The 13496-nt window shown below is 68.8% G+C and carries 13 protein-coding genes; 4 read left to right on the top strand and 9 right to left on the bottom strand.

Annotated elements, in window-relative coordinates:
- From IT072_RS02730 to IT072_RS02700, 7 genes are all read right to left on the bottom strand, one after another.
- Positions 1-1731, bottom strand: coding sequence for an ABC transporter ATP-binding protein (locus IT072_RS02730; protein ID WP_442786784.1), 1731 nt, complete (start codon positions 1729-1731; stop codon positions 1-3).
- A 238-nt stretch (positions 1732-1969) separates the two neighbouring features.
- On the bottom strand, positions 1970-2524 hold the full coding sequence (locus IT072_RS02725; RefSeq protein ID WP_223359265.1) for a dihydrofolate reductase family protein: 555 nt from the start codon (positions 2522-2524) through the stop codon (positions 1970-1972).
- A gap of 90 nt (positions 2525-2614) precedes the next feature.
- On the bottom strand, positions 2615-2947 hold the full coding sequence (locus IT072_RS02720; protein WP_223359263.1) for a hypothetical protein: 333 nt from the start codon (positions 2945-2947) through the stop codon (positions 2615-2617).
- 125 nt (positions 2948-3072) lie between these two features.
- Complete coding sequence (locus tag IT072_RS02715) at positions 3073-4107, bottom strand: DUF2804 domain-containing protein (protein WP_223359261.1); 1035 nt, start codon at positions 4105-4107, stop codon at positions 3073-3075.
- Between the two features lie 55 nt (positions 4108-4162).
- Positions 4163-5077: a carbohydrate ABC transporter permease gene (locus tag IT072_RS02710; RefSeq protein WP_223359259.1), complete on the bottom strand. Its 915-nt coding sequence runs from the start codon at positions 5075-5077 to the stop codon at positions 4163-4165.
- Positions 5074-6012 carry a carbohydrate ABC transporter permease gene (locus tag IT072_RS02705; protein WP_223359258.1) on the bottom strand — a complete coding sequence of 313 codons (939 nt, stop codon included), beginning with the start codon at positions 6010-6012 and terminating at the stop codon, positions 5074-5076. The genes IT072_RS02710 and IT072_RS02705 overlap by 4 nt, the downstream gene beginning before the upstream one ends.
- Positions 6013-6015: 3 nt before the next feature.
- Entirely contained in the window at positions 6016-7380 is a 1365-nt protein-coding gene (locus IT072_RS02700) for an ABC transporter substrate-binding protein (RefSeq protein WP_223359256.1), read from the bottom strand.
- A gap of 160 nt (positions 7381-7540) precedes the next feature.
- On the opposite strand from IT072_RS02700, the gene IT072_RS02695 reads away from it, so the two are divergent.
- The 4 genes from IT072_RS02695 (at position 7541) to IT072_RS02680 (ending at position 12455) form a co-directional block, all read left to right on the top strand.
- Positions 7541-8629: a LacI family DNA-binding transcriptional regulator gene (locus IT072_RS02695; protein WP_223359254.1), complete on the top strand. Its 1089-nt coding sequence runs from the start codon at positions 7541-7543 to the stop codon at positions 8627-8629.
- Between the two features lie 62 nt (positions 8630-8691).
- Entirely contained in the window at positions 8692-10047 is a 1356-nt protein-coding gene (locus tag IT072_RS02690; protein ID WP_223359252.1) for a glutamate decarboxylase, read from the top strand.
- 78 nt (positions 10048-10125) lie between these two features.
- Positions 10126-10728, top strand: a complete 603-nt coding sequence (locus tag IT072_RS02685; RefSeq protein WP_223359250.1) for a TetR/AcrR family transcriptional regulator — start codon at positions 10126-10128, stop codon at positions 10726-10728.
- A gap of 77 nt (positions 10729-10805) precedes the next feature.
- Positions 10806-12455 (top strand): MDR family MFS transporter, encoded by a 1650-nt coding sequence (locus IT072_RS02680; protein ID WP_223359248.1) that lies wholly within the window; start codon positions 10806-10808, stop codon positions 12453-12455.
- Positions 12456-12542: 87 nt separating this feature from the next.
- Here IT072_RS02680 and IT072_RS02675 read toward each other — a convergent pair whose 3' ends face one another.
- Positions 12543-13154 (bottom strand): dihydrofolate reductase family protein, encoded by a 612-nt coding sequence (locus tag IT072_RS02675; RefSeq protein ID WP_223359246.1) that lies wholly within the window; start codon positions 13152-13154, stop codon positions 12543-12545.
- Between the two features lie 87 nt (positions 13155-13241).
- Positions 13242-13445, bottom strand: a complete 204-nt coding sequence (gene cspE / locus IT072_RS02670; protein WP_223359244.1) for a transcription antiterminator/RNA stability regulator CspE — start codon at positions 13443-13445, stop codon at positions 13242-13244.
- Positions 13446-13496 lie beyond the last annotated feature (51 nt).

Raw genomic sequence — 13496 nt, 5'->3', positions numbered from 1 at the left:
TCAGGCCACCTCCAGGCTCAGCTGGGACTCGACGATCTCGCGGTACGTGTCGCTCGTCTCCAGCAGTTCGTCGTGGGTGCCGCGTGCGACGACCGTGCCATCGTCGAGCACGACGATCGTGTCGGCCTCGCGGATGGTCGACACCCGCTGCGCGACGACGATCACGGTCGCGTCGCCCGTGGACTCCGCGAGCGCGGCGCGCAGCCGCGCGTCGGTCGCGACGTCGAGCGCTGAGAACGAGTCGTCGAAGAGGAACACCTTCGGCTGGGCGACGAGCGCCCGCGCGATGCAGAGGCGCTGACGCTGACCGCCGGAGACGTTCGTGCCGCCTTGGGAGATCCGCTCGTCGAGGCCGTGCTCCTTCGCCCGGACGAAGTCCTCGGCCTGGGCGACGCGCAGCGCCTCCCACAGCTCGTCGTCCGTCGCGTCCGGTCGCCCGAAGCGGAGGTTCGTCGCGACCGTGCCCGAGAACAGGTAGGGACGCTGCGGGACGAGCCCCAGCTGACCGGCCAGCTGCTGCCGGCTGAGGGTGTCGACGGAGACACCGCCGATCCGCACGTGACCACTCTGCGGCGTGAACAGGTTGGCGATCACCGACACGAGCGTCGACTTGCCGGAGCCGGTGGAACCGACGATCGCGGTCACCTTCCCGGGCTCCGCCGTGAACGACACATCGCTGAGCACCGGCTTCTCGGCTCCCGGATAGCCGAAGGTCACGCCCTCGACCTCGACGCGGCCGTCGGCGGGGAGCTGGGCGCCTCCTGCGCTGCTCTGCTGCGACGGCGTCGCGCTGAGCACCTCGTCGATGCGCTCGGCGCACACCATCGCGCGCGGGATCATCATGGCCATGAACACGCCCATCATCACCGCGGTCAGGATCTGCAGCAGGTACTGCAGGAACGCGGTGAGCGCGCCGATCTGGATGTCGCCCGCGTCCACGCGGTGGCCGCCGAACCACAGGACGGCGGCGGTGGCGGCGTTGAGGATCAGCATGATGACCGGGAACATCAGCACGAAGATGTTGCCGACGCGCACGGAGACCCGGGTCAGCGCGAGGTTCGCGTCGTCGTAGCGCACGCTCTCGAACCGCTCGCGGACGAACGCGCGGATGACGCGGATGCCGACGATCTGCTCCCGGATGACGCCGTTGACGCCGTCGATGCGCTCCTGCATCTCACGGAACAGCGGGAGGAGCAGCCAGACCAGGACGCCGACGACCACGAACAGCACGGCCACCGAGACCCAGATGAGCCACGAGAGACCGGCGTCCACGTTCACCGCGAGGATGATGCCCGCGATGCACATGATCGGCGTCGACACCATGAAGTTCAGCGTCAGCAGCACGAGCATCTGCACCTGCTGCACGTCGTTCGTGTTGCGGGTGATCAGCGTCGGCATGCCCCAGCGGGCGAGGTCGAGCGACGGGAGGGAGTCCACCGTGCGGTAGAAGGAGCGGCGGATGTCGCGGCCGACCGACATCGACGCGCGGGCGCCGAAGTAGGTCGCGGCGATCGCCGCGATGACCTGCACGAAGCAGACCAGGAGCATCATCCCGCCGGTCGACCAGATGAAATCCGTGTCGCCGTTGACGATGCCCTTGTCGATGATGTCCTTGTTGAGGGTCGGCAGGTAGAGGGCGGCGAGGGTCGCCACCAGTTGGAGGAGCACGACCGCGAGCGCCGAGCGCCAGTAGGGCCGGCCGAAGCGGAATGCCATTCGGAGAAGTGTCACGAGAGTTCCTGAGTGTCGCGATGCTGGTGAGGTGCCGGGACGGCGGGGCGCGGAGTCCCCAGTGAAGCACAGCGCCGACGGGCTCGTCGCCACAACGCCGCTGTTGAGTGGTCTCGAACAGCGACTACGGTAGCGCGGGCCGCCGACTTCCGAACCCGGAGGGGGTCTACGAGCCGACGCTATGCCGACGTGCGGTCACTTTATGACCGCAATGGTGATCGATCGGTGAAGGCGGAGGTCAGGCCGGCGTGTACAGGAGGTGCAGCACACCGTTGTCGTAGGCCTCGGAGTGCCGCAGCTCGAGCGCGGCCCGCGCCGTGCCCTCCGGGAACAGCCGCGCGCCGGTCCCGAGCACGACCGGATACACGAAGAGGTGCAGTGCGTCGACCAGCCCGTCGGCGAGCAGGGAGCGCACGAGCGTGCCGCTGCCGCTGATGTAGATGCCGGAGGTCGACTCCTTGAACTCCCGGATGCGGTCGGCGTCGTACGCCCCGAGCGAGCGGGAGTTGCGCCAGGTGGCCTCCGCGCCGGCGTCGTCGAGAGTGCCGCTGACGACGGCCTTCGTCGAGTCGTTGAAGAACGGAGCGCCCGGGTCTTCGGCGGCGGTGCGTGTCGACCACGCCGGCGCGAACATCTCGAACGTGGTGCGGCCGAGCAGGATGGCCTCCGAGGCGCTCGTGATGCGCGCGAGATCGTCGCCCATGGCCGGGTCGAAGCCGTAGTCGAACGTCCAGCTCGGATCCTGGAACACCCCGTCGAGCGAGACGAACTCGTGCACTGCGATGGCGCCCATGGCCTCCCCTTCCGCCTGCGACCGACGCCGGCCGGCCGCTGCCGACCAGCTTAGGGCAGGACGGCGGACCCGAGCGCTGCTCGCCCGAGCTCAGAGAGCGAGCGCGTGCTCCCGCCCGGGAAAGACCGTGGGCGTCTCGACCAGAAAGGTGTAGACGACCTCCGTCGCGGAGGACCCGTGGCGGAGCCAGGATCTGCTGTGGCCGCCGCCGAAGTCCACGACGATGAGATCGTGCGGTCGCTCGGAGTCGAGGACGGAGACGAACCGCTGTGAGCCGGAGCCCGCGGGACCGACGAGGAGAGCGGTGTAGTGGCGGTCGGGGACGGCGGCCGCTGGGGCGGTCGTCTCCAGTTGGTCCGCGGTGAGCCGGAGGACGCTGGGCACCCGGGGCGGGCGCTGTTCGGAGTGTGCAGAGGCGGACATGGGTCTCTCCTTCGATGACAGGACAAGGACAGGACGGGGTGAGCGGGACGCCGCCATCGGTGGGGACGACGTCCCGCTCGGCTCCGGCGGCGCGTGGACGGCGCCGTGTCGTCCGGAGGGTCTGATCACCAGCGGCGCTCGACCTCCTCGACATGGCCGAACACCTGGGAGAAGACGATCGTGTCGCCATCGGGGAGACGGATACGGCCCTCGTAGTGGCCGAAGCAGGTGTCACTACGGCTCTTGATCAGCCACCGGTCGAAGATCTGCCGGGAGTGGTGCTGGGGGCGGAAGACGATGTCGACGTCGGGACCGGTGATCGTCCAGGGAGCGGTCCAGTCGGCGCGGTCGTAGCGCCAGTCGAGGTGGTTGCCGATCTTGTGCAGTCGACCGTCGAGCCGCACCCAGTTCTCGGTCGACGGGGTCCCATCGGTCCACTTTCCGCCGAGCTGGAGTCCCAGAGCGCGGCCCTCGGCGGTGGTGCCGACGCCGGCTCCCCAGTTCCAGAGCGTGAAGTAGGGCCAGCGACCGCGTCCGCGGTCGTGCACGGCGGTCGCCGTCTCCGGCTCGATCCGATGGGTGACACCGTCCGCCACGACGACACCCTCCGCCGCGAGCGCGTTGTCCTTCTTCGTGTACTGGAACACCCGCGGCCCCCACGGCACGACGACCCCCATGGACTCGTGGTCGGGCGCGGCAAGCACGCGGATGTCGGCCTGGATGCGCTCCGACTCGGCGTGGAGGACCGTGCCGGCTCCGTCGGGGGTGAGACGGACGAGCACGTCGCGACGGCGGGCCTCCATCGGCTCCGCATTGCGCGCGTCGCGCAGTCCGCCGAGGCGGGGCAGCCAGCTGTTGCCGCCCTGCCGGATCTCACGATAGCCGTCGCGGTCGGTGAAGGTCACCGACACGTTGGCACGGTAGTCGTGGTTGGAGATGTTCATCGTCACGATCGAGGTCGGCGTCGTGATCGCCCAGTACTCGAACCGCTTGTTGCGCCCCCATCCCGGCAGCGCGGTGCGGTGCAGAGCGTGCCTGGTCCAGCCGACCGCCTCCGGATTGAGGGTGCCGCCGGGAGCGCACAGGTCGACCGGACGGACGATCTCACGCTCGGCGACAGGCTCGCCGCCGGGGGCGACGGGGCGCAGGGGAAGTCTCACGAGACGTCCTTTCTGTCAGTGGGGTTGGCTGATCGACGGTGGTGGAGGGCGTGGATCATCCCTTGGTCGCCCCGTCTGCGAGGCCGCGGATGAGCCATTTCTGCACCAGCATCGCGAGGATCACCACGGGGACCACCGTGAGCATCCCCGCCGCCGCGAGTGCACCCCAGTTGGCACCGTGCTCGGTGTCACCGGCCATACCGGCGATCGCGACGGGGACGGTGGTGGCCTTGCGATTGGTCAGGACGAGGGCGAAGAGCAGTTCCTCCCAGGCGAGGATGACGCTGAAGATGAACGTCGAGACGAGGCCGGGCGCCGAGATCGGGACGATGATGCGGAAGAACGCACCCATCCGCGAGCAACCGTCGAGCATCGCCGACTCCTCCAGCTCTTTCGGCAGCGCCAGGAAGAACCCTCGCATCAACCACATGACGTACGGGATGACGAAGGAGCAGTACGCGAGGATGAGCGTGATGTGGGTATCGGTGATGCCCAGAGTGCGTGCGACGAGGAACAGCGGCACGGCGAGGGCGATCGGCGGGACGCCGCGCGAGGCGAGGATGAGAACACCGATCGTCGCCGCTCCGCGTATGCGCAGCCGGGCGAGGGCGTAGCCCGCCATCGCGCCGGCCACGAGCGATACGATGCCGGCGCCGAGCGCGACGACGACGGTGTTGAGCATCTTCGGCCCGAGTCCGTTCGCCGTCCACGCCTGCACGTACTGGCTGAGAGTGGGCTCGAAGAAGACGGTCGGCGGGACCGTGAAGATGTCGCGCTGGTATTTGAACGAGGTGATCAGCATCCACACGAGTGGAAGCAGGAACACGCCGCACACGATCACCCCCGACCAGATGCGGATTCGGCGCCCGCGTCGCGCGGCGGACGCGCGAGACGAGCGGCGGCGCAGGGGCGCGACCGGTCGGCCGTCGCGGGGCGGCGACGCGTGCGGTGTCTTCAGTGCGGTGGTCACAGCCGGTCCTCCAGCTTCTTGCTCCCCCACAGGAATGCGAGGGTCAGCAGGGTGGTGAGGACGAGGACGATCACGGCCATGGCCGACGACTCGCTGAACCGGAGGAGCCGGAACGCCTGCTGATAGATGTACAGGTTGACGACGTTCGTGGCCTGGCCGGGACCGCCGTTGGTCGTGGCGAGAACGATGTCGAACATCTTGACCGCGCCGAGCCAGCGAACGATGAAGGTGGCGGCGATGATCGGCGCCAGCATCGGGAGGCTGATCCGCCAGAGGGTCTGCCACCAGTTGGCGCCGTCGACCGCGGCAGCCTCGAAAACGTCCTTCGGCAGAGCGAGAAGTGCTGCGGAGGCGATGAGGGCGACGAACGGCACCGATCTCCAGGTGTCGATGATCACGACGCTGATCATCGACATCGTCGCGTCGCCGAACCAGTTGACCGGCGGGAGGCCGACCAGGCTCGTCATCCAACCGACCACACCCCAGAGCGGGTCGAGCAGCATCTTCCAGATGCCGCCCGACACCACGGGCGCGACGACCATCGGGATGAGGAAGAGGGCGCGGACGACTCCGCGCCCTCTCCATTCCGCGTTCATCACGAAGGCGATGGCGAACCCGAGCACGATCTGCAGCGGCAGGGCGAGGAGCAGATAGACGCTCGTCACCGCCAGCGAGTTCTGGAACGACTCATTGGCCAGGGCATCCGTGTAGTTCTCGAGACCGACCCAGCTCCCGGGGCCGAAGGAGGCGAGGTCGAAGTGCGAGAGGCTGATCTGCAGCGTGTACAGCAGCGGGTAGGCGAGCACGGCGGCCAGGAGCACCGTCGCGGGGATCATGAAGGACCACCGGCTCACCAGGTCCCGCGCGAGGACGGACGCCCGCGAGCGACCTCCGCTCCGTTGCGGGCTGCGTTGCTTCGAGAGTGCGACCGACATGGGCTATTTCAGGAGCTCCTCGATCTGCGTCTTCGCCTTGCCCAGCGCGTCGGAGCTGGAGATCCCTCCGAGAACCGCGGCGCTGGTCTGGTCGGCGAGGACTTCCTGGATGGCATTCGACTCCGGCGAACGCGGCCGCCACATCTCGCCCTTCGCGGCGACGTCGTAAGCGCTCTGCAGGGTGTCGAAGACCGGTCGCATCCACGGCTGGGCCGGGGTCGATGCGAGGGTCGACGACCGCGCGGGGAACGAGCCGAAGGTGTCGGTGCAGAACCGCTCGCCATCCCGGGAGCTCATCCACTGCAGGAAGGTCCAGGCCGCCTCCGGGTGTGCCGAGTTCTTGAAGACGGCGCCGCTCCAGATGCCGCGGTGGGTCGAGGGTCCGGCCGAGCCGGCCGGCATCGTCTGGATACCGACCTGCTCGGGCGTGAGCGTGGTGACGGCCGGGTCGACGGCGGCGCTCTTGTAGGCGCTGCCCCAGGTGAAGATCGTCGCGATCTTGCCCTGGCGGAACGCGTCGAGGGGCTCGGTGTAGTTATAGGACTCCGCTCCCGGCGGGGCGTACTTCAGAAGGTCCACCTGGGTCTGCAGGGCGGCCGCGCCGGCTGCGGTGTCGAAGGCGGGCTTCATCTCGTCGGTGAACAGCTTTCCGCCGTTGGAGTTGAGGACGGCCTGCCAGAAAGGCGGGGAGAGCACTCCCTTCATCCAGGTGAGGCCGACGGCCCACGAGTCGGGCTTGCCGTCCCCGTCGGTGTCCTGGACGAGTCGCGGTGCCTGCTTCATGTACTCGCTCCAGGTCAGGTCCGGCGTCGGCTCAGGGACCCCCGCCTTCGCGTAGAGGTCCTTGTTGTAGAACATGAGGAGCATGTTGGAGCGCAATGGGACGCCATACTGCTTGCCGTCCCATTCGCTCGCGGCCAGCGGCGCCGAGTTGAAGTCGGACCAGTCGTAGCCCTTCTCGGTCCACGGGGCCGCATCCTTCGTGAGATCGAGGAGCACACCCGCCTGGGCCAGCTGCGGGGTCCACGGGTCGTCGAGGGTGATGAGGTCGTACTGCGGATCGGTGTCGGTTCCGTTGAGCATGCCCTTGGCGAGCAGTTCTGTGTAGGGGACCGCATCGATCGTGACGTCGACGTAGGGATACTTCTTGTTGAACTCCGGGACCAGCTGCTCTTGCCACTGCTGGGCGAACGCATCGTTCGACATCATGGTGATCGCGACGTGCTTCTCGGCTGTGCCGAGTCCGCCTCCGTCAGCGGGTGCGGACGTGCGCTCGTCGGAGCCGCACGCTGTCAGCCCGGCCAGCGCGACAGCAGCGGCGAGGGCCGCTCCGAGCGCTCGTCGACCGGATCGGGGGAATCGGGTCATGGTCCATCTCCTCGTCATTGTGGAAGACTCGCGGGCCGGTGGGGTATCGACGTTGCACGGCCCGCGCAGGAGCCACTCAAGCAGAGTTCAGCCGATCTTGCAACGTGGAAACATTAAGATCTCGCAACGTTGCAACATTTCAGCCGCTACGATCGGGAGAGTGAGTAGCGAGACCCCCCGGCCCGGACGGCGATCGGGCGCAGCCCCGACCCTCAAAGATGTCGCTGCGGTGGCCGGCGTGTCATACCGCACGGTCTCCAACGTCGTGAACGGCCACCGCTACATCAGTCAGAGCACCCGCGAGAAGGTCGAGGCGGCCATCGCTCAGCTCGACTACCGACCGCAACTCGCCGCCCGTCAGCTCCGCAGTGGCCGCAGCAACCTCCTGACGCTCTCGGTGCCCTTCATCTCGCACCCGTACTTCGCCCAGCTCGCCCACGCCGTCGTCGGCCAGGCCGAGAGAGTCGGGTACGACGTCGTCATCGACGAGACGCGCGGCATGCTCGAGCGCGAGCTGCGCGTCGCCGCGGGATTCCGCGCCATCCTCACCGACGGGATCCTCTTCAGCCCGCTGACCATCGATCTGGAGCGCTTCGAGGCCGAGCGCGGCCCGACGCCGCTCGTCCTTCTCGGCGAGCGCTTCCGCAGCGACCGCATCGACAGCGTGGTCGTCGACAACGTCCGCTCCACGCACGACGTCACCCGCGCGCTCATCGATGAGGGTCGGAGCCGGCTCGCCTTCCTGGGCGACGTCGAGTCGGGCACGGTCGGCGCGGCCCCTGCCGATCTGCGCCTGGCCGGCTTCTCGCGAGCGCTCGAGGACGCCGGCCTGCGTCCGGCGCGGATCGTCACGGTCGCCCAATGGGACCAGGTGAACCCGCACGGCGACTACTCCCGCCAGGAGGGATACGACCGCACGACGGAGCTCATCGCCCGCGGCCTCGACATCGACGGCCTGGTGTGCGCCAACGACCTCCTCGCGATCGGCGCCCTGCGCGCGTTCCGGGAACACGGGATCGCCGTCCCGGAGCAGGTCGCCGTCGTGGGCTGGGACAACACGGCCGAAGCCGCGTACAGCGCGCCCAGCCTCACCACCGTCGCTCCCGACATGGACGAACTCGCCCGCCTCGCGGTCGCCGCCATGCTCCGCCGCCTGGACGACCCGGAGGCGCCGACACGCACGTCGGTCGCCCCCTACCAGGTGGTGCGCCGCGACTCGACCGGCGCGCCCGCACGAGGTGAGACGTGACGGGACGCCGCCTTGCTGCACCGGGATGCCGCGGTTAGCATCGGCCGCGAGGGAGGCACGCCATGACGTCCGAACGCTTCGTCCACGAAGGGACCACGACCCCCGCCTACACCGGGAGGCTCTCCCGGCAGGCTCCCCCCGACCGGTTGCCCGACGAGGCGACGGACCCAGACAGCGTGTACCGGCTCATCCACGACGAGCTGCTGCTCGACGGCAGCTCCCGGCTCAACCTCGCCACCTTCGTGACGACGTGGATGGAGCCGCAGGCCGAGGTGCTGATGGCCGAGTCGTTCGACAAGAACATGATCGACAAGGACGAGTATCCGTCGACCGCCGCGATCGAGCGCCGCTGCGTGTCGATCGTCGCCGACCTGTTCCACGCCGAGCCCGGACAGCCGACCGGCACCTCCACCATCGGGTCGAGCGAGGCCGTGATGCTCGCCGGGCTCGCACTCAAATGGCGCTGGCGGGCCCGGCGCGGGCTGAGCGGCGGCGGCGCACCCAACCTCGTGCTGGGATCGAACGTGCAGGTGGTGTGGGAGAAGTTCTGCCGCTACTTCGAGGTGGAGCCGCGGTATCTGCCCGTCGAACACGGCCGGTACGTCATCACTCCCGAGCAGGTGCGGGACGCGGTCGACGAGGACACGATCGGCGTCGTCGGCATCCTGGGCACAACCTTCACCGGCGAGCTGGAGCCGATCGCCGAGATCTGTCAGGTGCTCGACGCCCTCGCGGACAGCGGCGGACCGGATGTGCCGGTGCACGTGGACGCGGCGAGCGGAGGGTTCGTCGTCCCCTTCCTCGACCCCGACCTCGAGTGGGACTTCCGACTGCCGCGCGTCGTCTCCATCAACGTCAGCGGCCACAAGTACGGCCTCACCTACCCGGGCATCGGCTTCGTCGTCTGGCGGTCGCCCGACCATCTGCCGTCCGAGCTCGTGTTCGAGGTGAACTACCTCGGTGGCGAGATGCCGACCTTCACGCTCAACTTCTCCCGCCCCGGCAACCAGGTCATCGGGCAGTACTACAACTTCGTCCGACTCGGGCGGGCCGGGTACACGGAGATCATGACGGCGCTGCGGGACACCGCCGTCACCATCTCCGCCGGCCTCGCCGCCGTGCCCGACCTGCGGGTGCTGACCGACGGCACGGCGATCCCCGTCATCGCTTTCGACGTCGCTCCGGGATCGGGCTTCACGGTGTTCCAGGTCTCGCACGAGCTGCGAGCCCGCGGCTGGCAGGTGCCCGCGTACACGATGCCGGCGAACGCGGAGGATGTCGCCGTGCTCCGGATCGTCGTGCGCGACGGCTTCAGCGCCGAGCTCGCCGACGCCCTGGTGGCCGATGTGCGCGCGGTGTGCGCCGAGCTGCGGACGGGCGACCCGACCCGCATCCCGAAGACCGCTTTCGCGCACTGAACGTGCCGGTCGTGGCCGGTCTCGGTCCGCCGACCGCTCACATTGCACTTTCAGCTTGAAGGTGCAAACTTTCACTTCGTGAACGAGAGTGCAATCTCTACGCGAGAGCGGCGCAAGGCCGAGACGGCCCGCGGACTCCGCGAGGCCGCGCGAAGGCTGACCATCGAACGCGGGCTCTCCGGCTTCACCGTCGAGGAGCTGTGCGAGGAGGTCGGCGTCTCCCGCCGCACCCTCTTCAACTACTACGCCTCCAAGGAGAACGCGGTCATCGGCATCCCGGTCGACCTCGACGAATCCGGCGCCGCCGAACGGTTCCTGGCCGAGGGGCCGCGTGGGATCGTGCACCTGCTGGACGACCTGATCGCGCTGCACCTCGCGCGCTGGGACTACGGCGGACTCACCGCCGCCGACATCCACGAACTGCTCCGCGCCGTCGACCGCGAGCCGCGGCTCGCCGCCCACATGCTGAAGATGGCGGGCGAAGGCGAGCGGGAGGACATCCTGCTCGTCGAACGCCGCGAAGGGCTGCCCCGCGGCGACCTGCGAGCCGCTGCGGCCGTGCAGCTCGCCGGCGGACTACTGCGCGCGAGCGCCGAGGAGTTCTTCCGCCCCGAGACCTCCGACGACCTCCCGGACATCATCCGGCGACGCATCGCCGCGGTCCGCGAGCTCTTCGCCTGAGGCCGGCCGACCCGGCGCCCCCGCATCCCACCGCACCACCCGAGAACGAACGCACCACCCGAGAACGAACGGACCCCATGACCGCCACCGCGCCTGCGCCGCTGCTGCTGACCAAGCGGCGCATCTGGATCATCTTCAGCGCCCTGATCGCCGGGATGCTGCTGAGCAGCCTCGACCAGACGATCGTCTCCACCGCCATGCCGACGATCGTCGGCGACCTCGGCGGCGTCGAGCACCAGGTGTGGATCACCACCGCCTACATCCTCGCCACCACCATCGTGATGCCCGTCTACGGCAAGCTCGGCGACGTGCTGGGCCGTCGGTGGCTCTTCATCATCGCCATCGCGATCTTCACCGCGGCGTCCATCGGCTGCGCGTTCGCGGGCGACTTCTGGACGTTCGTCGTGTTCCGCGCCATCCAGGGCCTCGGCGGCGGCGGGCTCATGATCCTCTCGCAGGCGATCATCGCCGACATCGTCCCCGCCAACGAGCGCGGCAAGTACCTCGGCCCGCTCGGCGCCATCTTCGGCCTCTCGGCCGTCGCCGGCCCGCTCCTCGGCGGCTTCTTCGTCGACCACCTGACCTGGCAGTGGGCGTTCTACATCAACATCCCGGTCGGCATCGCCGCCCTCGTCATCGCGATCGTCGCGCTCACCCTGCCGAGCAAGCGCGCCACCCGCCCGATCGACATCCTGGGCATCCTCTTCCTCTCGATCGCGACGACCTGCCTGATCTTCTTCACCGACTTCGGGGGCGACAAGGACTACGGCTGGAGCTCCTTCGCGACCTGGGCGTGGGGCATCGGGATGCTCGCCGCGGCGATCGCCTTCGTGATCGCCGAGGCGCGGGCCTCGGACCCGATCATCCCCCTGGCGCTGTTCAGGAACCCGATCTTCGTCAACGCCACCGCGATCGGCCTGGCGCTCGGCATCGGGATGTTCGCCGCGATCGGCTTCGTGCCCACCTTCCTTCAGATGTCGTCCGGCACCTCGGCCGCGGCCTCCGGCCTGCTCATGATCCCCATGATGGTCGGCCTGATCGGCACGTCGATCGCGTCGGGCATGGCGATCACCAAGACGGGCAAATACAAGCTCTATCCGATCCTCGGCGCGATCATCACCGGCATCACCATGGTCTGCATGACCACGCTGGCCGCGTCGACCCCGATATGGCTGATCTGCGTGTACCTGTTCGTGTTCGGCGCCGGCCTCGGCCTGATCATGCAGGTGGTCGTGCTCGTCGTGCAGAACGCGGTCCCGGCCGCGCAGATCGGCACCGCGACCTCCACGAACAACTACTTCCGCGAGGTCGGAGCCGCGCTCGGCACGGCCGTCTTCGGCACGCTGTTCACGACGCGCCTGACCGACAACCTCACCGACGTCTTCACCAAGGCGGGCGCCTCCGCGTCCGACGCGGCCGGGGCGACGGCGACGCTCAGCCCGGAGGCGCTCAACGCGCTCCCGGAGGCCGTGCACACCGGCGTCGTGAACGCCTACGCCGACGCGCTCGCCCCGGTGTTCTGGTACCTCATCCCGTTCATCGCGATCGCGCTCATCCTGGCCCTGTTCCTCAAGCAGATCCCGCTCTCGGATCAGGCCGGGCTCGTCGCCCGTGGCGAGGCCATCAGCGGCGAGGAGGCGGAGCGTCTGGAAGCCGAGCAACGCGCGGGAGGCGCGCCTGCGACCGTGGGCGCGGAGGACGCCGGACCGGGCGATCCCCGGGCCTGACCTCCCGACCACCCCGCGACACCGGGGTCGCGAAACGCCGCTCCGGAGGTTCCGGAGCGGCGTTTCGCGACCTCTGTGTGTCGGCGGTCAGCCCGCGCTGACGCGACGGTAGCGGATGTGCGTCGACAGCGGAGAGTGGAGCACCTCGACGGGCTCGAAGTCGAAGGCGGTGACGTCGTCGAAGATCCGCTCGCCGCTGCCGAGCAGGACGGGCGCGATGTCGAGGGTGAGCTCGTCGATCACCCCGGCGTTGAGCGCCTGGCGGACCGTCGACGCACCGCCGGCGATGTCGACGCCGGCGCCGGCGGCCGCCTCGACGGCGCGCGCGTAGGCGGCGTCGAAGCCGTCGGTGACGAAGTGGAAGGTGGTTCCGCCCTCCATCTCGATCGGGTCGTGCGCGTAGTGGGTGAGCACGAAGACCGGCGCGTGGTACGGCGGTTCCGCACCCCACCAGCCCTCCCAGGCGTCATCCCACTCGCCGCGGATGGGGCCGAACATGTTGCGGCCCATCACGTAGGCGCCGCGCGGCCGCATCAGCCACCCGGCGGCCGTCGCGTCGGCGTCGTTCGCGCGCGGGTCGCCCATGTGCCAACGGTGCAGCTCCTGGCCGCGCTCCCCCAGCCCGTTCTGGAGGCTCTGGTTGGGCCCGGCGACGAAGCCGTCGAGCGAGATCGACATGTGACAAGTGGTGTCGGACATGGGATCAGTATCCACCGTGCCGGCGACACCACCGCCGAACGCACGAAGCGCCCCGTCCGACGTCGGACGGGGCGCTTCGAGAGCGTCTCAGAGAGCGCGGATGTTGGAGGCCTGCGGGCCCTTGTTGCCCTGCGTCACCTCGAACTCGACCTTCTGGTTCTCTTCCAGGTTGCGGTAGCCGTTACCCGTGATCTCGCTGTAGTGAGCGAACACGTCGGCCGAACCGTCGTCCGGAGCGATGAAGCCGAAGCCCTTCTCGGAGTTGAACCACTTGACGGTGCCAGTTGCCATCGTTTTTTCTTCTTTCAATCTGCGATGACCGACGCCGCCGGAACCGTTCCG

This window comes from Leifsonia sp. ZF2019 (genome assembly GCF_019924635.1).
Classification (GTDB): Bacteria; Actinomycetota; Actinomycetes; order Actinomycetales; family Microbacteriaceae; genus Leifsonia.
The sequence above is the reverse complement of the archived record's forward strand: the minus strand, read 5'-3'. Positions and strand labels throughout refer to the sequence as shown.